General features: G+C 55.5%; 20 protein-coding genes. 18 read left to right on the top strand and 2 right to left on the bottom strand.

The annotated features are described in order from the left end of the window. Nucleotides 1-636 precede the first annotated feature (636 nt). Nucleotides 637-759 (bottom strand): entericidin A/B family lipoprotein, encoded by a 123-nt coding sequence (locus Q0O33_RS08800; RefSeq protein ID WP_295498433.1) that lies wholly within the window; start codon nt 757-759, stop codon nt 637-639. Between the two features lie 132 nt (nt 760-891). Further along, nucleotides 892-3,036 (bottom strand): TonB-dependent receptor, encoded by a 2,145-nt coding sequence (locus Q0O33_RS08795; RefSeq protein ID WP_295498430.1) that lies wholly within the window; start codon nt 3,034-3,036, stop codon nt 892-894. A 173-nt stretch (nt 3,037-3,209) separates the two neighbouring features. Here Q0O33_RS08795 and Q0O33_RS08790 point away from each other — a divergent pair, with 173 nt between their 5' ends. From Q0O33_RS08790 to ftsA, 18 genes are all read left to right on the top strand, one after another. Further along, complete coding sequence (locus Q0O33_RS08790) at nt 3,210-4,202, top strand: cysteine synthase A (RefSeq protein WP_295498427.1); 993 nt, start codon at nt 3,210-3,212, stop codon at nt 4,200-4,202. 30 nt (nt 4,203-4,232) lie between these two features. Beyond that, complete coding sequence (locus Q0O33_RS08785; RefSeq protein ID WP_295498424.1) at nt 4,233-4,520, top strand: hypothetical protein; 288 nt, start codon at nt 4,233-4,235, stop codon at nt 4,518-4,520. Nucleotides 4,521-4,596: 76 nt separating this feature from the next. Continuing rightward, the gene (locus Q0O33_RS08780) at nt 4,597-5,361 is read left to right on the top strand and encodes a hypothetical protein (protein WP_295498422.1); all 765 of its coding nucleotides are present in this window, start codon (nt 4,597-4,599) and stop codon (nt 5,359-5,361) included. Between the two features lie 310 nt (nt 5,362-5,671). Then, nucleotides 5,672-6,160: a hypothetical protein gene (locus tag Q0O33_RS08775; protein ID WP_295498419.1), complete on the top strand. Its 489-nt coding sequence runs from the start codon at nt 5,672-5,674 to the stop codon at nt 6,158-6,160. Then, nucleotides 6,157-7,113 carry a 16S rRNA (cytosine(1402)-N(4))-methyltransferase RsmH gene (gene rsmH, locus Q0O33_RS08770; RefSeq protein ID WP_295498416.1) on the top strand — a complete coding sequence of 319 codons (957 nt, stop codon included), beginning with the start codon at nt 6,157-6,159 and terminating at the stop codon, nt 7,111-7,113. The genes Q0O33_RS08775 and rsmH overlap by 4 nt, the downstream gene beginning before the upstream one ends. An 8-nt stretch (nt 7,114-7,121) precedes the next feature. Continuing rightward, the gene (locus tag Q0O33_RS08765; protein WP_295498413.1) at nt 7,122-7,715 is read left to right on the top strand and encodes a hypothetical protein; all 594 of its coding nucleotides are present in this window, start codon (nt 7,122-7,124) and stop codon (nt 7,713-7,715) included. 80 nt (nt 7,716-7,795) lie between these two features. Continuing rightward, the gene (locus tag Q0O33_RS08760; RefSeq protein ID WP_295498410.1) at nt 7,796-9,451 is read left to right on the top strand and encodes a penicillin-binding protein 2; all 1,656 of its coding nucleotides are present in this window, start codon (nt 7,796-7,798) and stop codon (nt 9,449-9,451) included. After that, nucleotides 9,448-10,878: a UDP-N-acetylmuramoyl-L-alanyl-D-glutamate--2,6-diaminopimelate ligase gene (locus Q0O33_RS08755; RefSeq protein ID WP_295498438.1), complete on the top strand. Its 1,431-nt coding sequence runs from the start codon at nt 9,448-9,450 to the stop codon at nt 10,876-10,878. Before Q0O33_RS08760 ends, Q0O33_RS08755 begins: the two co-directional genes overlap by 4 nt. Continuing rightward, complete coding sequence (murF, locus tag Q0O33_RS08750) at nt 10,875-12,263, top strand: UDP-N-acetylmuramoyl-tripeptide--D-alanyl-D-alanine ligase (protein ID WP_295498407.1); 1,389 nt, start codon at nt 10,875-10,877, stop codon at nt 12,261-12,263. Before Q0O33_RS08755 ends, murF begins: the two co-directional genes overlap by 4 nt. Then, on the top strand, nt 12,263-13,333 hold the full coding sequence (mraY, locus tag Q0O33_RS08745) for a phospho-N-acetylmuramoyl-pentapeptide-transferase (RefSeq protein WP_295498404.1): 1,071 nt from the start codon (nt 12,263-12,265) through the stop codon (nt 13,331-13,333). The genes murF and mraY overlap by 1 nt, the downstream gene beginning before the upstream one ends. Next, a complete protein-coding gene (murD, locus tag Q0O33_RS08740) occupies nt 13,330-14,619 on the top strand; it encodes a UDP-N-acetylmuramoyl-L-alanine--D-glutamate ligase (protein WP_295498402.1) in 1,290 nt (429 codons plus the stop codon). The genes mraY and murD overlap by 4 nt, the downstream gene beginning before the upstream one ends. Further along, complete coding sequence (locus Q0O33_RS08735; RefSeq protein WP_295498400.1) at nt 14,616-15,836, top strand: putative peptidoglycan glycosyltransferase FtsW; 1,221 nt, start codon at nt 14,616-14,618, stop codon at nt 15,834-15,836. Before murD ends, Q0O33_RS08735 begins: the two co-directional genes overlap by 4 nt. Beyond that, complete coding sequence (gene murG, locus Q0O33_RS08730) at nt 15,833-17,014, top strand: undecaprenyldiphospho-muramoylpentapeptide beta-N-acetylglucosaminyltransferase (protein WP_295498398.1); 1,182 nt, start codon at nt 15,833-15,835, stop codon at nt 17,012-17,014. The genes Q0O33_RS08735 and murG overlap by 4 nt, the downstream gene beginning before the upstream one ends. Next, nucleotides 17,011-18,417: a UDP-N-acetylmuramate--L-alanine ligase gene (gene murC, locus Q0O33_RS08725; RefSeq protein WP_295498395.1), complete on the top strand. Its 1,407-nt coding sequence runs from the start codon at nt 17,011-17,013 to the stop codon at nt 18,415-18,417. The genes murG and murC overlap by 4 nt, the downstream gene beginning before the upstream one ends. Next, nucleotides 18,414-19,310: a UDP-N-acetylmuramate dehydrogenase gene (murB, locus tag Q0O33_RS08720; protein WP_295498392.1), complete on the top strand. Its 897-nt coding sequence runs from the start codon at nt 18,414-18,416 to the stop codon at nt 19,308-19,310. The genes murC and murB overlap by 4 nt, the downstream gene beginning before the upstream one ends. After that, nucleotides 19,307-20,230, top strand: coding sequence for a D-alanine--D-alanine ligase (locus tag Q0O33_RS08715; protein ID WP_295498390.1), 924 nt, complete (start codon nt 19,307-19,309; stop codon nt 20,228-20,230). Before murB ends, Q0O33_RS08715 begins: the two co-directional genes overlap by 4 nt. Continuing rightward, nucleotides 20,230-21,180, top strand: a complete 951-nt coding sequence (locus Q0O33_RS08710) for a cell division protein FtsQ/DivIB (RefSeq protein WP_295498388.1) — start codon at nt 20,230-20,232, stop codon at nt 21,178-21,180. The genes Q0O33_RS08715 and Q0O33_RS08710 overlap by 1 nt, the downstream gene beginning before the upstream one ends. Further along, nucleotides 21,177-22,442: a cell division protein FtsA gene (ftsA, locus tag Q0O33_RS08705; protein WP_295498386.1), complete on the top strand. Its 1,266-nt coding sequence runs from the start codon at nt 21,177-21,179 to the stop codon at nt 22,440-22,442. The genes Q0O33_RS08710 and ftsA overlap by 4 nt, the downstream gene beginning before the upstream one ends. The last annotated feature ends 30 nt before the right edge of the window (nt 22,443-22,472 follow it).

The raw sequence follows: 22,472 nt of genomic DNA, 5'->3' as shown, positions 1-22,472 counted from the left end.
CTTTCCTACAAATAACCAGATAGGTTATCTGATTCGCGTCATGCAGGCTGCGGTCTAGAACGTGGGTCGGGATGATGGGAACGCTGGCGTGGAAACATGCTGGCACGGCCGGCGCGATAGGGTGTTTGCTTCTGCCTTTTAAAAGGGCCTGTTGCATCAAGCTCTGAACAGCGCACAAGAGGCTGGGTGTGGCGGACAACCGCCCCGTTCGTCATGGACGGCCTTGGGGGCTTTAGGAACCTTCATCCCAAGGAAGCAGCCCAGCCAAGATAAGGCGGCTCCTAGAATGAGACTGATGGAACAAACGAGCCTTAATCCCCCAACGCCATCAGCCGGAAGCAGCACCAGCGCTTCCGCGTCGGCCGTCCCCCTTTTTTCTATACGTACACACGCACGCCCGTTTTGTAGGAAATATTATTACGCGTGTTGGAAATTATGGGGTTGCTATTCACGCCGTCACCCTGACGCACCCACACCGTCCCCCTGAAACAAGTTCAGGGTGACGGGAGGCTGCGAGGATTTAAGGTGGGCCATTCATGTCGGGCGCATTCAAGGCACAGCTCAGGCAATTGCCCCACACAAACCAAAAGGGCCGGAGGTTCCCCTCCAGCCTTGGGTTTGCATAACAAATTGTGATCACGTAGCGCGATCGCCTGCTTCACCAACGGATTCAATGTCTTCGCCCACGCCCTTGACGGTGTTGCAGGCCGCTGCAAGCAAAGATGCGGATATCAGGATGATCGTTGCAATTTTGCGCATGATATTCTCCAAGATCATGGCCCAAAAATTAGGCCTAGACTGCTAACCCGCCGATCGCGCGTAAGTTCCGTTTTTTAGCGCGCGATTGACGGATCAGTTTCTTGGCGGTGTCGCATGAACAATATCAAATGATCAGAAACTGAACCGCGCCGTCACCCGAAAATCACGACCGGTCAACGGCACGAAATCCTTGGTAAAGGAGGCAGCGCGTCGGGCAGTTACGTCGAAGATATTGTTTGCCGACGCAATCAGCGCAACGTTGCGATCCCGCCCAAATGGCCGCCAGGTCGCCGAAGCATTGACCAAAGTGAAGCCATTAGTTTGCGATTCAAATGCCGCTGTCTTCGTCTGGTCGTCGCTAAATTCGACTTCGCCGCGCAGATCAAAACTCGCATTGGTCAACTCAATGCCGCCCAGCAGGCGCAATGGTGGGATGCGCGGGACATTGCCGCCACCGGACGAGATTTTGGCGCGGGTATAATCCGCTATGCCATCGACTGACAGGTTGGAACTGCCAAAGCTGGCGATGCGCTGTGACGCCTGAAATTCCAAGCCCCATACCTTTGCGTCATTTTGGAAATATTGAAAAACGGGCAAATCATCTACGATGTCGCCAGTCTCAGCCTCATAAATGAAATTGTCGAAGCGGTTGGTGTAGAGCGTCGCGCTGAACGCGGTCTCCGGCGTGTCGTAGCGCGCGTAGAGTTCGCCATTCCAAGCGCGCTCGCTTTTCAGATTGGGATCGCCAATTTCATAAGCCTGCGTTGCGATATGCGGTCCATTGGAGAATAGTTCCTCCACCGCTGGTGCGCGGCCTGTCCGCGAGATATTCGCCCCGATCTTCAGATCACCAATATGGTAGCCAAGGCCAAATGCGGCGGAGACATTATCAAATGAGCGCGAAAGGCCCAAAGTGTCGGCACGCAGTTCTGCATGGTCGAACCGGATAGCGACTTCGACGTCCAGATTGCCTTTTGTAAATTCCTGCAGGGTGAACAGACCAAATTGCCGCGAAATGTTGGGTGGAACGAGAGCTTCGGCGCCAATCGCTTCGAAATCGCGGGTCTGATATTGGACGCCGCTCGCCCCGCGCCATCCGCTCTGTTCATTCTGCACAAATTCGGCGCGGGCCTCAAAGCCCTGGCTGTTAAAGACGGTGCCGACCTCTTCGCCTTCAAATTCGGTATGGGTATAATCGGCATAGCCCGCGCGCAGGCGCAGTTTTTCGAAAAAGCCGTCGCCTAAATTGACTTCACCGCGCAGGTCAAAGCGATATTGCCGCAAGCCAATGGTGACGGGTGCCTCGCCTTCTTCGCCTTCTGCATGTTCTTCACCCGCATGCGCATGGGATGCGCCGGGGCGGGCGGGGATGCCATATTTAGTGTCATATATGCTGTACGAGACGCCAAGATTGCCATTATCGTCGATAAACGCAATGCCCCCACCAGCAGTCCAGCTTTTTACGGCACTGTTGGGAATGCGCCCGCGCTGTTCCGCCAGCTCGCGTGCTTCGTCTGCTTCCTCCAGATGGCCTTCGCTGGCTTCCTCGGCAGCCAAGTCGCGCATCTCCACACGCAAATCGGGGGACAGAACATAGCCACCGGTGCGCACATCGTCGCTGTCGCGGTAGCTGCCGTCGAGATGGACGATGACCCGGTCGGTGATCGGCATATCAATCGACGCGCCACCGGACCAGTCGCGCGCAGCACTGCCATATCCCGCCAAAGCGTCAATGTGGATGTCTTCATCTGGGATGGACCTTGGTATCCTTTTGTCGAGTGCATTGACCGCGCCGCCAACAGCCTGGCCGCCGAACAACAGGACGGCCGGTCCGCGCAGCACTTCAATCCGGTCGACCGTTAACGTGTCGATAGTCACCGCATGGTCCGCCGATGTGTTGGAGGCGTCGATATTGCCAATACCGTCGGTGAGAACAGCCACGCGATTCCCTTGATACCCACGCAGCACAGGCCGCGATGCACCAGGCGAGAAGCTGGTGGCCGAAACGCCAGGCAGGCTGGTCAAAATATCGCCCAATTGTGCGCGCGTTTTTTCCGCAAGCACTTCGCCCGAAATCGCGGATGTGCCGGAAAGAATGTCGAGCCGTTCGACATAAGGCGCGGTTACGACAATATCGTCGGTTCCATGAAAATCGTCACTCTGTGTTTTGGTTTCAGTTGAAGCGGTATTGCTCTGTTGCGCATAAGCGGGCGCGGCCAAAGTCAGCGATAATGCCGAAAGACTTGCGGATATCGTTAGGAGTGAAGTGGTTTTCATGAGGTAACGTCATCCATAAGAGCGAGAGGTATGCAATCTATTATCCGCAATGATATAATATAACAATACCTGAAATATATTTTGCGTTTATATCCGCTTTTGCCCCGCATATTGTCGCGTCCAAGGTTAGACCGTCTTGCGATTGCTTATGAACGCGCCTAGCTATCGGCGATATGAACATGCTTGGCTCGACACTTGATTTGATTGGCAACACGCCGCTCGTCCGCCTGAAAGGACCGAGCGAGGAAGCCGGATGCGATATTTTTGGCAAATGCGAATATGTGAACCCAGGTGCGTCGGTAAAGGATCGCGCCGCGCTTTACATCGTTCGGGATGCCGAACGGCTGGGCCTGCTGAAGCCCGGCGGAACAATCGTCGAGGGCACTGCAGGAAACACCGGTATTGGGCTTGCTTTAGTGTGCAATGCGCTTGGATATAAGACGATCATCGTGATGCCCGAAACGCAGAGCCAAGAGAAAAAGGACACGCTGCGCGCTTTGGGTGCGGAGCTCGTGCTTGTGCCCGCCGCAACTTATGCAAACCCGGGGCACTTCGTGCACACCTCGCGCCGGTTGGCCGAGGAGACTGAAAATGCGGTCTGGGCAAACCAGTTCGACAATATCGCCAACCGCCGTGCACATATCGAAACGACAGCGGAAGAAATCTGGACGCAGATGGATGGCAAGATTGATGGATTCATTTGCGCCGCTGGCACGGGCGGGACGATCGCGGGCGTTGGCCTTGGGCTAAAGGCAAAAGATGAGGGCGTCACCATCGCTTTGGCTGATCCGCATGGTGCGGCGCTTTATAATTATTATGCATGCGGCGAATTAAGCGCGGAAGGCAGCTCGGTCGCTGAAGGCATCGGGCAGGGGAGGGTCACCGCCAATCTCGACGGCGCGCCGATTGATACGCAATTCCGTATTTCCGATGAGGAGGGGCTTGTCTGGGTCCGGCGGCTTTTGGCGGAGGAGGGGCTTTGCCTTGGGCTGTCTTCAGGGATTAATGTGGCAGGGGCCATCGCGCTGGCCAAGCATCTGGGGCCGGGTAAGCGTATCGTGACGATATTGTGCGACACAGGCTTCCGTTATCTGTCCACCATTTATAACCCGGCGTGGATGCGCAGCAAAAACCTTCCGATAATGCCTTGGCAGCAAGATAGCTAAAAGCCAAATTAGGGGCTCAGGAGAACGCATATGGCCGAACAAAAGCAATCTGCAATTCAGCGTATTCAGGTAGGGCTGGTTGGGCTCGTCGTGGTGTTGTTGTTCGTAACATTGGCCAATATGGTCCTAGATCGGGTAAGCGACGGACCACAAACAGGCGGCATGCCTGACGCTGCGCCCCTGATAGCCGATAAGGATGCGACGCCTGACGAACCGCTGGCGGAGCTAGGCGTTACGCCCGTCGCCAAGGAGACGGACGCCGAAAGAGCCGCCAAGGACGCAGCGCAAACGTCGCGTTCATCCGCGCCCGCGCGGTAACATTTGCTTGGTGTTTCATAGATTGCCCCAATTCAGTGATAGAAAGTGGCTGCTTGTCGCTTTCATGGTGGCCCTCATGTTTTCACTATTGATCGCTGGCTTTGCCGCTATGCGTCCAGCAGATAGCCGGCCAAAGCTACCATTGGGTCTAATGACGACGCTGCCGCTGGTTTGGAGCGAAGGGGGTATTGAGGTGAATCTGGCGAAGGACGCCGGCCAGCATCCTACCTTTTCACGTCTGAGCGCGCATTATGACATTACGCCCATAGACGATCTCGAGGCTTGGGCGCCAAAGTCAAAGCAAATGCTATTGCTGGCGCAGCCGCGGGCCTTTGCGCCACGCGAACTGGTCCGCCTCGACAATTGGGTGCGGCAAGGTGGCCTTGTGTTGATCCTTGCGGACCCCGCTTTGCAATGGGGAAGTCTTTATCCCTTGGGCGACAAACGACGTCCGTTGTTTACATCGATGCTCTCGCCCTTGTTCGCATTTTGGGGGCTGGAGTTGGTCTTGCCGCTGGAAGATGAGGTTCCTGCGTCCATGCGCAAAATTGGCCTGTTCCATATCCGGACGGTAACAGCGGGGGAATGGCTGCCCAAAGAGAGCGCTGCCACGAACCGCTGCGCAATATTGGCGAAAGGCCTATTGGCGGATTGCCGAATTGGCAAAGGGCGCGCACTTCTAGTGGCTGATGCCGATTTTCTCGATGCCGCCTTTTGGGAGGGTCAAGGAATGCGGATCCTCACCGGCAAGGATGAATTTGCCAATATCGCCATGTTGCAAGCGCTTTTGTCGGCTCTGCACGACAATAAGGGGTTGGCCGGGGATTTTGTGGGAAAATGACGGACAAGGAGGGAAATGGCACCGATTTTGTCCGCAAAGCACGCCATTTTGACGGTTTGGGTGCGATAAAATTGCTTCCATCATGCAAGCTAAATTGGGAGCAGTGTACACGAAGTAGGGAAATTCTAACGTTTTCGCCAAAAAATATATAATTTTTCCATAAAATCCCTCTTTTCATCCATGAAATCCCTTGCTATGCATAGTGGTCAAGGGGTGGATTCCTGATTCTATCGGTCGTTACGGCGTCCGCATGGCGATGTGCTTCGCCATGATTAGAGATCTGCGCCCTTTTTTAAGGGGTGTGCGGTTAGTGTCAGCTTTGGTCGTCTATGCAGGTTCGGGGGTGTCGAATGTCGACGCCAAAGGCCGCACGACCATTCCTGCCGAACTGCGCGACAGTGTTCAGCAATCCAGCGGCAGCAACAGCGTATGTATATCGCGCCATTCCACCCTGCCGTGCCTGATTGGCTTTGGTGGCTCCGAACGCCTTAAACTGCGCGCCGATATCGAGGCGCAATGGCAAAGCGCTGTTAATCGCGGTACGGAATTTGACCGCGAAATCGCTGGTGTTTCAGCATCCTCCATTTTCGAAACTGCATTTGAAGCCAGCGGCCGCTTTGTGCTGTCGCCGATGCTCAAGCATTTCGGCCGCATTGACGATCGCGCTTTCTTTTTTGGCGCGACAACGCATTTCATGCTGTGGAACCCTGACGTCTTCCTGAAAGACGCACCTGCAGCCTTCAACCCCGTTAAGGACGAGCTGAATTATTGGCTGTCCCAGGCAAAGCGCGACAAATGAGCGCTCCAGCCCCCCATATTCCAGTCTTACTGGATGAAGTAATTCACACTCTCGCCATCACCCCTGGCGCTGAGATCGTGGATGGTACCTTCGGTGCAGGTGGATACAGCCAAGCGATACTGGCTGGCGGTGCGCGCGTTTACGCGTTCGACCGTGATCCCGATGCCCTGAAAGAAGGTGCAGACCTTGCAGGCCGCAGCGAAGGCGCCTTGCGTCTTTACGCGGCCTGTTTTTCTAACATGGACGATGTGTTGATGGCTGACGGCATTTCCTCGGTCGATGGCGTCGTATTGGATATCGGCGTTTCGTCGATGCAGCTTGATCGCGCAGAACGCGGTTTTTCTTTCCAAAAGGATGGTCCTTTGGACATGCGCATGGGTCAGGACGGCATGACGGCTGCGGACTTTGTCAACGAAGCCGAAGAAACAGACATTGCCGATATAATATACCGTTATGGCGAAGAGCATCGCTCACGCCGCATTGCGCGTTCGATTGTTGCCGCGCGGCCCATAGAAACCACCGCGCAATTGGCCGCGATTGTCCGAAAGGCCGTTGGTCATAAGCCTGGCGCGCCGAAAGATCCGGCTACCCGTGCCTTTCAAGCCATTCGTATTCATGTAAACCGCGAATTGGACGAGTTGACGGATGGCCTAGAGGCTGCCGAACGTATGTTGAAGCCGGGTGGTCGCTTGGCTGTTGTTACTTTTCACAGCCTTGAAGACCGTATCGTAAAGCAATTCTTGCGTCGCCGCAGCGGCGCCGAAGCGGCAAGTTCGCGCCATGTGCCATTGGTAGGCAGCGACGGTCCGTCACCCACTTTTGATAAGGCGGACAAGGCAATGAGGCCATCGGAGGCGGAATTGACCCGCAATCCACGGTCACGGTCGGCAACCTTACGTTCCGCAACCCGCACACACGCCCCTGCCTGGGCAACAGGAGGACTTGCAGCATGAGTCTCGCAATGAAAAGACTTCAGAACATTGGCTGGTTGGCCTTGGTTTTCATGGTTGCCATTCTGTTGTACCCATTGTCCCTGAATGTTGCAGCGACGCACAGCGATTTGGTTGCGGTCGATCGGGAGATTCTTGAAACGAAGCGCGAAATCAGCTTCCTGCAAGCTGAAATCCGGACCCGTGCTAGCCTTCAACAACTGGAGGAATGGAATGAGCTTTTGTACGGCTATCAGCCGCCATTGGCGCAGCAATTTGTCAATGGTGAAGCAGCACTTACAGAACTGACCGGAGATTTGCAAGAAACGAAACCTGTGATGATGGCTTCCGCAGATATTGACGTTGCGCCGAGCGCGAACCAAGCCCATCCTGCGCCCACCATTGAGGCTGTAGTTGAGGCTGTAGTGAAAAAGTCGACCGCGATTGCAGCAGCCGTTGCGACGCCGATTTTTGCTGATCCGGCAAAGCGCGCCGCGCCAAAGCCTGTCGCACCAAAGGTTGAGCAGACCCGTACCGAGCGACTGGCGCGTATGGACGACACGCTTTTGTCCGACGATCTGTTGCGGGACATTTCGGCTAAGTCCGCGAACGAACGCCGCCGGTAATGAATCCCCAACTGGCCCGCACAACCACTCGGAAAAGCGGCTTCAGCCCGCCACCATTTGCGGCGCACGGGTTTTGGCGCATGCTTATCTTGTTGCTGGCCTTTGGCATGTTTGTCGTGTTGTTGATTGGTCGCCTCGCTACCTTGGCATTGTTTGAGAGCACGCGGGCTTATGGTGCGACCAGCACTGAATATGTGCCAGAACGGGGCGACATTGTGGACCGCAACGGCATTCCTTTGGCGCGCAGCATCTATGGCTATGCGATCTGGGTAAAGCCTGAGGATATTCTGGGCGATCGTAAGCAATTGGCGAACCAATTGGCGGGTATCTTCCCCGACACACCAGCTTCAGAATTCTATGCCAAATTGACCGCAGACAAGCCCGGCTATCTCCGGAAGCGCGCGTTGCCAGAGCAAGTTCGGCAGGTACATAGCCTTGGCGAAATCGCCATCGAGTTCCCGCGTGAGGCCACCCGTCTATACCCGCAGCATGATATGGCCGCACATGTCCTCGGTTTTGTAAACCGTGACGGAAAGGGCGCGATGGGTATGGAGCGCGTCATGAATGACTATCTGCGCGATCCGTCAAAGCGTTCCGCGCCGTTGAATCTTGCATTGGATGTGCGCGTACAAGCTGCGTTAGAAAGCGAGCTTGCTTCAGGCATGGCAGCAACGTCCGCTAAAGGCGCGGCGGGTGTTATTCTTGATGTGCAAACAGGCGAAGTCATTGCCATGGCCACCTTGCCATCGTTCAACCCGAACCGGCCTTCCTTCGCCAACATTCCTGATGACGGGCAGCCCATCGTTGATGGTCGCTACCCAATTACGCGGCAGACCAACAATGTCACCAACCGCGTCTATGAACTTGGGTCCACCTTTAAGCCGTTGACGGTTGCTGCAGCGATGGACGCAGGCACTGTGCGCGACCTTTCGGTGCGCTATGATGCGACAAGGCCGCTTCAGGTTGGCAAGTTCAAAATTCGGGACTCGCATCCTTCGGAACGTTGGATGAACGCGCCAGAATCGTTGATCCACAGCTCGAACATTGTGACTGCGCAAATTGCCGATAATTTGGGTGCAGCTCGCATGGATGCCATGTTACGCACAATGCATTTCAATGCGCGCCCCGATATCGAGCTCGCGGAAAAAGCGATGCCACTATATCCCAAAACATGGGGCCGCCTTACAAATATGACCGTTGGCTATGGGCATGGCATTTCGGTCACGCCTTTGCATTTGGCGAGTGCTTATGCCGCGATGGTCAATGGCGGTATCTATCGCCCAGCAACAATGTTCAAAACGAAGCCCGGCACGAAAATCCCCGGCAAACGTGTGTTTAAGGCCGCAACCAGCGCGCGGATGCGTCAAATGATGCGTATGATTGTCGTTGACGGGACTGGTAAGAAAGCCGACGCCTTGGGCTATCGCGTGGGCGGCAAAACTGGTTCTGCTGAAAAGCCCGGCATTGGCGGATATAGCCGCAATCTGGTGGTTGCGACCTTTGCCGCTGCATTCCCGATGGACAACCCGCGTTATGTAGTCCTTGTTATGATGGACGAACCAAAGGGTACGGAGGCATCCAGCTTTCAGCGGACCGCAGGCTATACCGCTGCACCTGTCGTGCAGAAAACAGTGACACGCATTGGTCCGTTCGTGGGGATCATTCCGGATATGAAACGTGATGTTGATGTATCCGAGCTGATGCCTTTACTGTGGAAGGCGAAGGGAGAGCAATAGTGAAGCTCGGGCAATTGGTAAGCGGTGCCGATGCGGCATTTGCCGACAGCATAGTGACCGGCTTTGCCATCGACCATCGGAAGATTGCGCCTGGCACCGTTTTCGGTGCATTTCAGGGTGCTGCATTTAACGGCGAAGATTTTATCGATGATGCGATTGCCGCTGGTGCTGTCGCCGTTGTTGCCCGTCCCGAAGCCGTCGTGCGCGGGGCCGTGCATATTGCCGAAGCCAACCCGCGCCAAGCCTTTGCGCGCATTGCGGCAAAATTCTTCCGACCTTTTCCAGACCATGTTGCAGCCGTCACTGGAACCAATGGCAAAACATCAACTGCAGAACTTACACGGCAGCTTTGGCGGATGGCGGGGCATAATGCGGCGTCGATTGGTACTTTGGGTATAACCACGGCGTCGGATCAGGCCAAGACTGGACTAACGACGCCCGACATCGTGACCTTTCTTGCCAATATGTCGGGTTTAGCGCACGAAGGCGTCAGCCATGCGATATTCGAGGCGTCAAGCCACGGCCTGTCACAATATCGAAGCGAAGGCGTTCCGGTGTCGGTTGCAGCCTTTACCAATTTAAGTCGCGATCATCTTGATTATCACGGGACGATGGAAGCTTATTTTGAAGCCAAGATGCGTCTGTTTGACGAGGTCGTCGACGAAAGTGGTTGCGTCGTCATTTGGGCCGACGATGTCTGGTCCGACCAAGTCATTGCCCGCGCGCGCAAACGGGAAATCCGGCTGATTACCGTGGGTGAAAAGGGCAAGGGTATCCAATTATTGTCGCGCCAACCGACCCAGCTTGGCCAGACGCTTGAACTGCGTATTCAAGGCGATGTGCATAAGGTGAAACTGCCGCTGATCGGCGCATATCAGGCCGCGAACGCTTTGGTCGCGGCGGGCGTGGTGATGGCAAGTGGTGGAGAAATTGAAAGCCTGCTGTCGCATCTGGCGCGTTTGCAACCCGTACGTGGACGTTTGGAACGCGCGGTGATTACCAAAAGCGGCGCACCCGTCTACGTTGATTATGCGCATACACCCGACGGCCTGCGCGCCGCGATTGCGGCCTTGCGCCCCCATACCAAGGGTAAGCTCATCACCGTATTTGGTGCAGGCGGCGATCGCGACACCGGCAAGCGCCCCGAAATGGGCGCGGTGGCTGTGGCGGATTCCGACATTGTGATCGTCACCGACGACAACCCAAGAAGCGAAGATCCGTCGCTTATCCGCGCCGATGTGATGGCGGGTGCGAAGGGCGCGCATGAAATTGGCGATAGGCGTTACGCGATTGCCTTTGCCATTGAGCATGCTGAGCCGGACGACATCGTTCTGATCGCGGGCAAAGGCCATGAACAGGGACAAATTATTATGGGCCGGGTTCTGCCCTTTGACGATGTCGAAGTTGCACGGGAATGTGCGGCATGACGCCATTGTGGACCTTTGAGGAATTGCTCGCCGCCACCGGCGGCACCGCGTCGGGGCATTTTGATGTAACTGGCGTCGCCTTTGACTCGCGTGAAATCGGCAAGGCCGATTTGTTTTTGGCTTTAAAGGGCGCGGAAACGGACGGGCATTTGTTCGTCGACAAGGCATTTGCCAACGGCGCGGTCGGCGCAATTGTATCGCAACCTGTGTCGCACCCACATATACTTGTTGCCGATACGATGCAGGCATTAGAGGCATTGGGCCATGCGTCCCGCGCGCGGACCAAGGCAAAGATTATTGGCGTAACGGGATCTGCAGGTAAAACCGGCACCAAGGAGGCCCTGTTTGCCGCGTTGGACCGTTGTTCACGCGGCCGTGCGCATCGTTCGGTGAAAAGCTACAACAACCATGTCGGCGTGCCCTTAAGCCTAGCGCGGATGCCCGCAGATTGCGATTTTGGCGTCTTCGAAATGGGTATGAACCATGCAGGCGAAATGCGCGCCTTGAGCCATATTGTCAGGCCCCAAGTCGCTATCATCACGACAATCGCCCCTGCGCATATTGAATTTTTCAAAGATGAAAGCGGTATTGCCGATGCCAAGGCCGAGATATTTGAAGGCTTGGTAGAAGGCGGCACGGCGATCTTACCCGCAGACAATGTGCATTATCCGCGTCTGCGCGCGGCAGCAGAGCGGTACACTAACAAGATATTGTCCTTTGGCTTCAGCAAAGACGCCGATGTCCGTGTTATCGACCATCTCAATACGCCCCATAATGGGACGCTGATCAACGCAAAAGTGTGCGACGCGATGCTGTCCTTTACTTTGTCACAACCCGGTCAGCATTGGATTGCGAACAGTATGGCCGTGTTGGCCGCTGTCTTGGCATCTGGCGGTGATTTGGCTTCTGCGGGTCTTGCTATGGCCGAAATGGTTGGCCTATCCGGACGGGGCGCCCGGTATGATGTGGCGATTGCGGGCGGCAGCGTGCATGTGATCGATGAAAGTTACAACGCCAACCCAGCATCCATGGCCGCGACGATTGGCCAGTTGGGACTGTCGGGTGGCGGGCGACGTATAGCTGTTTTAGGTTCAATGAAGGAATTGGGTGAGAAGAGTGATCATTATCACCGCGCGCTTGCCGTGCCCTTGGCCACTGCAAAGGTCGATTTTGCGATCCTCGTCGGTAAAGAGATGGAAATTCTCGCTAATGAGTTAAAAGCAGGGGTTGAGGGACCGAAGGAATTCGCGCATTGCGCGACCGCGCAGGAGGCCCTTATCCTTCTGCAACAATATCTTTGCGCATCAGACACGGTTTTGGTCAAAGGTTCCAATAGTATGGGACTGTCCTATATCGTCAACGCGCTGACGGGTGGGAAAAACTGATGCTATATCTTTTGGCCGAATATCTTGGGTTTCCCGGTGTTTTTAACCTCATCCGCTATCTCAGCTTCCGGTCGGGCGCGGCGATTGCCACGGCGTTGATCATCGGCTTGCTGATTGGACCACGCTTTATCAGTATGCTGCGTGTTCGTCAGGGCAAGGGCCAACCTATCCGCAGCGATGGGCCGCAAACGCACCTTGCGAAAGTCGGTACACCGACGATGGGCGGGCTGATGATCTTGGTGTCGGTCGGCATTTCGATGCTTTTGTGGATGGACCTGAAAAACATATATGTCTGGGCCTGTTTATTGGTAACCGTTGGTTTTGGCATCGTTGGATTTCTCGACGATTATGACAAGGTCAAGAAGCGCAGCCACAAGGGCGTTTCGGGCAAAGTCCGCCTGTTGTGGGAGTTTGCCATTGCCGGCGTCGCGGTGTCATTGATCGTCTGGCAATCGGGCGGCAATTTATATCTGCCCTTTGTCAATGGTCCCGTTATCGACTTGGGCTGGTGGTATGTGCCTTTTGGCGCGTTTGTCATTGTGTCTTTTGGCAATGCGGTGAACTTAACCGACGGCTTGGATGGCCTTGCGACGATGCCCGTCATCATTGCCTCCATTGCTTTTATGTTGATCGTCTACATGGTCGGTAATGTAAAATATGCCGAATATCTGGGTATTCCGTTCTTTTTGGGGGCAGGGGATCTCGCTATGCTGTGCGGTGCGATTGTAGGCGCTGGACTTGCCTTTTTGTGGTTCAATGCCCCACCCGCAGCGGTGTTCATGGGCGACACCGGAAGTCTGGCCTTGGGCGGAACGCTGGGCGCGATTGCTGTAGTAGCGCATCATGAATTTGTCCTTGCGATCATTGGCGGACTTTTCGTTGTGGAGGCACTATCGGTCATCATTCAGGTGTTTTGGTACAAGCGGACGGGCAAGCGCATTTTTCGCATGGCACCAATTCACCACCATTTTGAACAGCTTGGATGGTCTGAGCCGACCGTTGTCATTCGCTTCTGGATTGTGGCTTTCGTATTGGCGCTTGCGGGGCTATCAACCCTCAAACTTAGATGATCACTACCCCCGCCTTTAAAGACCGGAAGTTCGCAATATTGGGACTTGCGCGCTCTGGCCTTTCGGCTGCGCGTGCGCTTATCGCGGGCGGGGCTGAAGTTTTGGCATGGGACAATGATGAAGGCGCGCGCGCCAAAGTTGCCGATATTGCAACGATTGCCGATCCATTGATGAGCGACTTAACCGGGTATGCGGCCATGGTTGTTTCGCCTGGCGTTCCGATCAACCGACACCCTATCGCGGATAAGGCAAAGGCGGCAGGCATCCCGCTGATTGGTGATATCGAATTGTTCGCAATGGCGCGACCGAACCTGCCGCCGCATCGTGTCGTGGGCATTACGGGGACAAACGGTAAATCCACCACGACGGCGTTGGTGCATCATCTGCTGGAGAGCGCGTCAGTGCCGGTCTGTATGGGGGGCAATATTGGCTTGCCAATATTGTCGCAAGTGCCATTGCCCGCAGGCGGCGTTTATGTGCTTGAGCTTTCAAGCTACCAGATTGATATTACGCACAGCCTCGCCTGCGATACCGCTGCGCTCATTAACCTCTCGCCAGACCATCTCGACCGCTATGATGGCTATGAGGGTTATATAGCGTCGAAAGCGTGGCTTTTTGAAATGCAGTCGGGAAAAGAGTGTGCTGTGTTTGGCAAAGGCGACGCTGATACCAAACGCGTTTACAACGAAGTGCTCGCGCGGCGTGGGGCAGAATTTGTGCATTCTGCCGATCCGCAATGGGTAACCGGCCAGGCCGAATGGCCTGCGCTTCAAGGGCCCCATAATTTGCAGAATATTGCGGTGGCCATTGCCATCGTCGAATCGCTTGGAGTGACTGAGGCCCAATGGCGGCCAGCGATGCGCAGCTTCAACGGGCTTGCCCATCGGATGGAAGTTGTTGCCGAACGGAACGGCATATTGTTTATCAACGACAGTAAGGCAACGAACGCGGCGTCTACTGCGCCCGCTTTGGCCGCTTATCCGCGCGTCCATTGGATTGTTGGCGGCTTACCAAAGACTGATAATCTGGACGAGTGCATCCCCAATTTCGGCCATGTCGTAAAGGCTTACACGATTGGTGAAGCCGGGCCGTTGTTCCATAAATTGTTATCGCCATATATGCCTGTGGAGCGCAGTGAGATGATGGGCGCAGCCGTGCATTCTGCAGCAGCGCAGGCGCAGCCCGGCGACGTTATAATGCTTTCGCCCGCTTGCGCGTCCTTTGACCAGTTTAAAGACTTCGAAGCCCGCGGCGATGCGTTCCGCGCGATTGTGGAAGCATTATGAGCGACCAAAAAGAGGCTCCCTGGGTCCTCGCGGCCAAAACCGGCAAGATCGGCTTTGCCAACCGATTGGGCCGTGGTGACCGTTCGCCCTTGGGCGTGTGGTTTTGGGAACTCGACCGCGTGTTGCTGTCGTTGATGATGGTGCTGATTGCCATTGGGTTGCTGGCCGTCGCTGCCGCGTCTCCAGCGGGTGCGCAGCGGTTGTCTTCGTCAACGACCCAGCTTTCTTCGCTCTATTTCTTTTATCGGCAATTGATGTGGGTTCTGATTGGTGTCCCGGTCATGCTTCTCGTATCAATGTCGCCACGCGAGCAAGCGCGGCGGTTTGCCGTCTACGGCTTCTGCATCTTTTTTGTCCTACTTGCTTTGGTGCCCCTATTGGGTCGCGAGGTGAACGGGTCGCAACGATGGATTGGCCCTGGTTTTGCGGGGCTTCAGCCGTCTGAGTTTCTGAAACCCTTTTTCGCGGTCATGATGGCGTGGATTATTAGCTGGCGGTTGAAAGACCCCGGCTTGCCCGTTTTTGTCCTCACTAGCATCGCCACTGGCCTTGTGTGTTTTTTCCTGTTGCTTCAACCGGACCTTGGGCAAACTATCTTGTTCATGGGCACTTGGTTTGCGCTGATGATGGTCGCTGGCGTGCCTGCAAGCCGGTTGTGGTTCCTCGTTGTTAGCGGCGTTGTGTTCATCCTGCTGGCCTATAATTTCTACCCCGTCGCAACCCAGCGGATCGACGCCTGGATTTTTGGCACCGAGGGGCTTACGCATGACAAGATGGCGCTGGCGACCCTAACGAACGGGGGCTTCATCGGCCTTGGCCCAGGACTTGGCATAAAGAAATATTCGCTGCCTGAGGGGCATACCGATTATATCTTCTCGGTCATCGGTGAGGAATTCGGCCTTTTGGCCTGCATGGTCATTGCCATTTTGTATTTCGCGATTTTGGTCCGCATCATCATCCGCCTTTTGGATGAGAAAGATCAGTTTGTGGTCATGGCGGTCACGGGCCTCGGTGCGCAATTTTGCGGACAGGCGATGATCAACATTGCCGTGAATTTGGGTGTTTTTCCGTCAAAGGGGATGACTTTGCCTTTCATCAGCTATGGCGGATCGTCTATCATTGCGCTCTCGATTACGTGCGGCCTTATACTCGCGTTGACGAAGCGAAACCCATATCTTGACCGGTCGCTATATATGGTGAAGGGACTTAGGTCATGACCATTTCTCGGCATTATGTGTTGGCTGCTGGCGGTACGGGCGGGCATTTGATTCCTGCCTTTGCGCTGGGACAGGAACTGATCAACCGAGGCCATCATGTGGCGTTGATCACCGACGAGCGCGGGGCCAAAATTCCGGGCTGCCCTGATAATATAGCAACACACAAGTTGCCCGCTGGCCGTATTACGAAAAACCCGGCGAGTTGGCTTCCTGGCTTAAAGGCGATTGCCGAAGGCCGCATTATGGCGCGCCGCCTATACAAAGATTTTGCACCCAGCGCCGTGGTAGGCTTTGGCGGTTATCCAGCATTTCCTGCATTGCTGGGTGCTTTTGCCGAGAAAATACCGACGATTATTCATGAACAAAATGCCGTGCTTGGGCGCGTCAATCGTTTCACCGCACGGCAAGTGAACGCCATCGCCACCGCTTATCCCGACGTGCTTCGCCTTTCGCCACGCTATGCCCGTAAGGTGCATTTGGTTGGTAATCCGGTCCGCGAAGAGGTGCTTGATTTGCGGGACCAGCCTTACCCAACGTTATCCGCCGACAGCATCTTCCGCGTGCTGGTGACGGGCGGAAGCCAGGGCGCGACGGTGCTTTCCGATGTCGTGCCGGAAGGGCTGTCGATCTTGCCGGTGAGTTTGCGGCGGCGATTGCAAGTGACGCAGCAATGCCGCGCTGAGGATATTGACGCCGTGCGTGCGGCTTATGCGGCGCATGATATTCCAGCTGAGCTGGCGACTTATTTGCCTGACCTTCCCCAAAGGCTCGGCTGGGCGCACATGGTGGTATCGCGGGCAGGGGCATCGACGATTGCAGAGCTAACATGCGCTGGCCGGCCGGCAATATTGGTCCCGCTGCCGAGCGCAACCGATGATCACCAAAGCTACAATGTTAAAGAAATGGTCGAAGCGGGCGGCGCCCGCGCCATTGCGCAGTCGGCCTTCACAGCAGCTGAACTCGCAAAACAGATTCAGATGATCGCATTGGAGCCCGGCGCGATGGAAAATGCAGCCAAGGCCGCCAAAAGCTGCGGCCGACCCAATGCGGTTGCCGATCATGCCGACTTGGTCGAATCCTTTGGCCGCGCTCCAATCATGCATGGATTAAAATCAAAATCCCAATCCAGTGGCGGTTTTAGCCCGTCCCCCGCACTTGCAAAAGAGAATGCAGCATGAGAGGTGTTCCAACTGATATCGGGATTGTGCATTTCGTGGGCATTGGCGGCATCGGCATGTCGGGCATTGCGGAGGTCATGCACAATTTGGGTTACCAAGTGCAGGGTAGCGATATCGCCGACAGCTACGTCATCGATGGCCTACGCCAACGTGGTATTAAAGTGATGATTGGCCACAGCGCGGAGAATCTGGGCGAGGCGGCAGTGGTGGTAACATCAACTGCAGTGAAGAAAGGCAACCCAGAACGCGACGCCGCTTTGGAACGGCGGATACCTTTGGTGCGCCGCGCCGAAATGCTGGCCGAATTGATGCGGTTGAAGAACACGGTCGCCGTGGCTGGTACACATGGCAAGACGACAACGACATCTCTGATTGCTGCCATGCTTGACCATGGCGGGATTGATCCGACGGTCATCAACGGCGGCATCATCAACAGCTACGGCTCTAACGCACGTCTGGGTGCGAGCGACTGGATGGTGGTTGAGGCGGATGAAAGCGACGGAAGCTTCCTGCGTCTTGATGGCACGCTTGCTGTGGTCACCAATATCGACCCCGAACATCTCGATCATTATGGTGATTTCGACGCGATCAAAAACGCCTTTGTTGAATTTGTCGAAAACGTACCATTTTACGGTGCGGCAATCATGTGCCTCGATCATCCCGAAGTGCAGGCGATTTTGCCCAAAATCCGGGACCGCCGGATCATTACATATGGCTTTTCGGCGCAGGCCGACATTCGCGGCGAAAATGTCACCCCGCATCCCGGCGGTAACCGCTTTGATGTTGTTGTCCGCGCCCGCAACGGGTCGCTTCGTACTATAAAAAATATCCAACTTCCCATGCCGGGCCGCCACAATGTGCAAAACGCACTCGCCGCTATCGCGGTGGGCCTTGAAATGGGGATGAGCGATGCGGCCGTTGCCCATGGTTTCGACAAATTCGGCGGCGTTAAACGGCGCTTTACCAAGGTCGGTGAAATAGACGGCGCCACGATTATTGACGATTATGGCCACCATCCGGTCGAAATCCGCGCCGTGCTGTCTGCAGCACGCGAAGGCGCACAGGGGAGGGTGATTGCCGTGGCACAGCCGCACCGCTTCACCCGGCTGCGCGATCATATGGATGACTTCCAACAAGCGTTTAACGACGCCGATATGGTCTTTATCACACCGGTCTATGCCGCAGGGGAGGGACCAATTGACGGCATAGATGCGGACGCGCTGGTGCATGGGATTAAAGCGCGCGGGCATCGTTCCGCCGCGACTGTGACGGACGCGGGTGACTTGGCGCGCAAGCTAGCGGCGGTGGTGCAGGACCATGACATCGTAGTATGCCTCGGCGCTGGCGACATCACCAAATGGGCCGCTGGTATTGCCGACGCCATAAAGGCATTGCGTGCATGACCACGCAGTTTCTGCCGCACGTAGAAGGACGACTAACCCAAGGCGCTCCGTTGGCACCATTGGTGTGGTTCAAGTCTGGCGGCTGCGCGGACATTCTGTTCGAACCGAAGGACGTGGCCGACTTGCAATCCTTTTTGCGCGACCTTGATTCTAGCACGCCTGTCATGGCGCTTGGTTTGGGTTCGAACCTCATCGTCCGCGATGGCGGCGTTAGGGGTATCGTCATTCGTTTGGGCAAGGCCTTTGCGAAGGTTGCCTGCATTGATGTAGTTACGCTGGAGTGTGGGGCCGGGGCGTCGGGCATTTTGGTATCATCCACCGCGCGCGACAAGGGCATATCGGGTCTGGAATTTTTGCGCTCTATCCCCGGCACGGTCGGCGGCTTTGTCCGCATGAATGGCGGTGCTTATGGCGGCGAAGTAAAAGACATATTACGTGATTGCGATGTGGTGATGCGTGACGGGACGCTGGCGACCTTGTCGGTGGAAGATTTGCATTACAGCTATCGTCATTCCGAACTGCCCGATGGCGCAATCGTGGTGGCTGCGCGCTTCCAAGGGCATCCCGGCGAACCCGAAGCGATCCAGGCCGAGATGGACCGGATTAGCGCATCACGCGAAGCATCGCAGCCATTGCGCTCCAAAACTGGCGGCTCAACCTTCAAAAATCCCGACGGACATAAGGCATGGCAATTGGTCGATACTGCGGGATGCCGGGGTCTTCAGATTGGCGGCGCGCAAGTGTCCGAAAAACACACCAATTTCCTGATTAATACAGGCGATGCGACCAGTGCAGATATTGAGGCGCTTGGCGAAGAAGTCCGCGCCCGCGTATTGGCGCATTCGGGCGTTGAGCTAATTTGGGAAATACAACGCGTGGGCGAAGCGAAATGAGCAATCAAATTCACATCGCGGTGTTGATGGGCGGATGGTCGAACGAACGGCCCGTGTCCTTGATGAGCGGTAATGGGGTGGCCGATGCGCTTGAAAAGCTTGGCTATCAGGTCAGCCGTGTGGATATGGACCGCAATGTTGCGCAAGTCCTTATGGCCCTTCGTCCTGACATTGTATTTAACGCTTTGCACGGTGTCCCGGGTGAAGATGGTTCGGTGCAGGGCATGCTGGATTTGATGGGCATTCCTTATACGCATAGCGGCATGGTGACCTCTGTCATTGCCATCGACAAGGAACTGACGAAACAATGCCTCGTGCCTGCTGGAATTCCGATGCCCAAGGGTACGATGGTGGATAGCGAAAGCCTATATGTTGCTGATCCGCTGCCGCGTCCTTATGTGCTGAAGCCAGTGAATGAAGGCAGCTCGGTAGGCGTTGCGATTATCACTGAAGACAGCAATTACGGCAACCCGATTGCGCGTGACGCCAAAGGGCCGTGGCAGGAATTTGACCGGCTGCTGGCGGAACCCTTCATCAAAGGCCGCGAGTTGACCGTGGCGGTGTTGGGCAACAAGGCTTTGTGTGTGACCGAGTTGAAGCCCAAGAGCGGCTTTTACGATTTCGATGCGAAATATACGGACGGGTTGACGGAACATGTTTGCCCTGCGGAAATCCCTGAGGATATTGCCCATTATATGTTGGACACCGCCTTGCGCGCGCACCAATTGCTTGGTTGTAAGGGCGCCTCGCGTACCGATTTTCGCTGGGATGATGAGGTCGGCATGGAGGGTGTTTTCGTTCTCGAAACCAATACGCAGCCCGGGATGACACCGCTCAGCCTTGTACCCGAACAGGCGCGGCATATTGGCATTAGCTATGAACAACTTGTCGACATCATCGTCAAAGAGGCGCTCGCATAATGGCTGGTGTAGCACGCAAAGCGCCCGCAAAACGCAAGGCAAAAAGCCCAAGCCCACGGCAAAAGGTGCTGCAAGATTCGTGGGTTGATATTTTGATGCGCGCGCTGCCTTTGTCCGAGCAGGATGTGCAGCGCATTGTTACTTGGATCATATTGGCGGCGCTTACGCTGCTTGCCTTTGCCGCGGCGCAATATGCTGGGCTGACCGCGGTCGCTTACCAACAATATGCCGCGCTTGCTGCGAAGGCTGGTTTTCAGGTGCAGCGTGTCGAGGTCACGGGCATGGAGCGGGTGGACCAGTTGAAAGTCTATCAGTTGGTGCTCGCCGAGAAAGATCGTGCGATGCCGTTGGTGGATATCGATAAAGTTCGCGCGGACTTGCTGCAATATGGGTGGATTAAGGAAGCCCGCGTTGCGCGACGCTTGCCCGATACCTTGGCGGTAGAGATTATTGAACGCAAACCTGCCGCGATATGGCAACGGAACGGAAAATATTCGCTAATCGACGCGAATGGAATCGTTTTGGCAAATGTCCGCGCAGGAGAGGGCGGCGATTTACCGACCTTGAACGGCAATGAAGCCAATGCACATATCGTCGCGTTGAACGCCTTGCTTGACAATGCTTCGGCATTGAAGTCGCAGGTTTCGGGTGCAACCTGGATAGGTAACCGCCGCTGGGACTTGCAGTTCCAGACCGGCGAAACGTTGGCTTTGCCAGAGGGTGAGGCTGAAGCTGCCAAAGCACTGCTGAACTTTGCACGGTTGGACGGTGTCCACCGCTTGCTTGGCCGTGACCTCATCCATTTTGACCTGCGCGACCCCAGTCGCGCCTATTTCCGCAAAGCACCAAAGGCAGAAGCAGTTAAAGTGGAAAACAAGGACAGCAAAGAAAACAACGAAAACAACGAAAAAAACGAAATTACATCAAAAAACAATGGATTAACGGCATGAAGACGGCGCGTGTCGAACGGATAATTTCGGCGATTGATATTGGCTCATCCAAAGTGTCGGCGTTAATCGCCCGGCAAACCGAAAATGGCGATTTGCTGGTGCTGGGTACTGGCCAGCGCGAGAGCCGCGGTGTTACCCGTGGCTGTATTGCGGATGTCGAACAAGCCGAACTGTCTGTTCGCCATGCAGTGGAGCAAGCCGAACGTATTGCTGGCCTCAACATTGACCGGGCTTGGGTCGGCATGTCGTCGGGTGGACTCGATAGCATGTTGGCACCCGTCGAAATCGAACTGGGCGGCGATCGCATCACGCAAGACGATGTCGACGAATTGCTTCAGGCCGGGCGCGCCAATATCCAGACGGGCGGCAGAATTGCGTTACATATCCAACCTACGTTGTATGCGCTCGATGGTGTTGGCGGTGTGGCAAATCCGGTTGGGTTGCACGCAGATAGACTTGGCGTTGACGTGCATGTCGTGCTTGCCGACCAATCACCAGTCCGCAACATGGATATGACGGTGCGCTCGGCGCATCTGGATGTAGAATCGCTTGTGGTCGGACCCGTTGCAACAGGTCTTGCCTGTTTGACGGCTGAGGAACGCGAGTTAGGCGTTGCATTGGTCGAATTTGGGGCAGCAGTGACCAACGTGTCGGTCTTCATTGGCGGGATGCTGGTCGGACTTGAAACCATTCAAAAAGGCGGATCGGATATCACCGACGATATAGCGTCGGTCTTTGGTATTCGCCGTGCACAGGCGGAGCGGCTGAAATGTTTTCATGGTTCGGCGCTGACCAGCCCGCGCGACCATCAGGAAGTGCTCGATATCGGCCCGGACGAAAATGGCGTTGAACCGGGCAATCAAGCCCCACGCATCACCAAAGCGCAGTTGAATGCCGTAGTGTGTCAGCGCGTCGACGGCATTGTGACCGAAGTCGCACAGGCGCTAAAAACGCTCGGTTTCACGGGGCCATCCGGGCATCAGGTTGTCCTGACTGGCGGCGGCGCAGAGTTAAAAGGTGCAGCGGAACATATGCAGAGCGCATTAGGCCGCACCGTCCGCATCGGGCGTCCAGCGGGGCTTATCAGTATTCCCGAAGCACATTCCGGCCCCGCATTCTCCACGCTCGTTGGGTTGATTCATTATGCAGCATCAGAGCGGATAGAACTGCAATCGGGCTATGATTTGCGCGCCGAACATTTGGGCGGATCGATGCCAAGTTTGATTGAACGTATAAAACGGGCGGTTCGCGAGAACTTCTGATAGAAACCTGTGCAAAAACGGTAATTTTCT

The sequence above is a fragment of the Sphingorhabdus sp. EL138 genome (assembly GCF_945862485.1).
Classification (GTDB): Bacteria; Pseudomonadota; Alphaproteobacteria; order Sphingomonadales; family Sphingomonadaceae; genus Sphingorhabdus_B.
The sequence above is the reverse complement of the archived record's forward strand: the minus strand, read 5'-3'. Positions and strand labels throughout refer to the sequence as shown.

Excerpts from the sequence above, each read along its gene's own strand:
- Q0O33_RS08800 (WP_295498433.1), bottom strand. The coding sequence starts at position 759 with ATGCGCAAAATTGCAACGATCATCCTGATATCCGCATCTTTGCTTGCA.
- Q0O33_RS08795 (WP_295498430.1), bottom strand. The coding sequence starts at position 3,036 with ATGAAAACCACTTCACTCCTAACGATATCCGCAAGTCTTTCGGCATTA.
- Q0O33_RS08790 (WP_295498427.1), top strand. The coding sequence starts at position 3,210 with ATGAACATGCTTGGCTCGACACTTGATTTGATTGGCAACACGCCGCTC.
- Q0O33_RS08785 (WP_295498424.1), top strand. The coding sequence starts at position 4,233 with ATGGCCGAACAAAAGCAATCTGCAATTCAGCGTATTCAGGTAGGGCTG.
- Q0O33_RS08780 (WP_295498422.1), top strand. The coding sequence starts at position 4,597 with ATGTTTTCACTATTGATCGCTGGCTTTGCCGCTATGCGTCCAGCAGAT.
- rsmH (WP_295498416.1), top strand. The coding sequence starts at position 6,157 with ATGAGCGCTCCAGCCCCCCATATTCCAGTCTTACTGGATGAAGTAATT.
- Q0O33_RS08765 (WP_295498413.1), top strand. The coding sequence starts at position 7,122 with ATGAAAAGACTTCAGAACATTGGCTGGTTGGCCTTGGTTTTCATGGTT.
- Q0O33_RS08760 (WP_295498410.1), top strand. The coding sequence starts at position 7,796 with ATGCTTATCTTGTTGCTGGCCTTTGGCATGTTTGTCGTGTTGTTGATT.
- murF (WP_295498407.1), top strand. The coding sequence starts at position 10,875 with ATGACGCCATTGTGGACCTTTGAGGAATTGCTCGCCGCCACCGGCGGC.
- mraY (WP_295498404.1), top strand. The coding sequence starts at position 12,263 with ATGCTATATCTTTTGGCCGAATATCTTGGGTTTCCCGGTGTTTTTAAC.
- murD (WP_295498402.1), top strand. The coding sequence starts at position 13,330 with ATGATCACTACCCCCGCCTTTAAAGACCGGAAGTTCGCAATATTGGGA.
- Q0O33_RS08735 (WP_295498400.1), top strand. The coding sequence starts at position 14,616 with ATGAGCGACCAAAAAGAGGCTCCCTGGGTCCTCGCGGCCAAAACCGGC.
- murG (WP_295498398.1), top strand. The coding sequence starts at position 15,833 with ATGACCATTTCTCGGCATTATGTGTTGGCTGCTGGCGGTACGGGCGGG.
- murC (WP_295498395.1), top strand. The coding sequence starts at position 17,011 with ATGAGAGGTGTTCCAACTGATATCGGGATTGTGCATTTCGTGGGCATT.
- murB (WP_295498392.1), top strand. The coding sequence starts at position 18,414 with ATGACCACGCAGTTTCTGCCGCACGTAGAAGGACGACTAACCCAAGGC.
- Q0O33_RS08715 (WP_295498390.1), top strand. The coding sequence starts at position 19,307 with ATGAGCAATCAAATTCACATCGCGGTGTTGATGGGCGGATGGTCGAAC.
- Q0O33_RS08710 (WP_295498388.1), top strand. The coding sequence starts at position 20,230 with ATGGCTGGTGTAGCACGCAAAGCGCCCGCAAAACGCAAGGCAAAAAGC.
- ftsA (WP_295498386.1), top strand. The coding sequence starts at position 21,177 with ATGAAGACGGCGCGTGTCGAACGGATAATTTCGGCGATTGATATTGGC.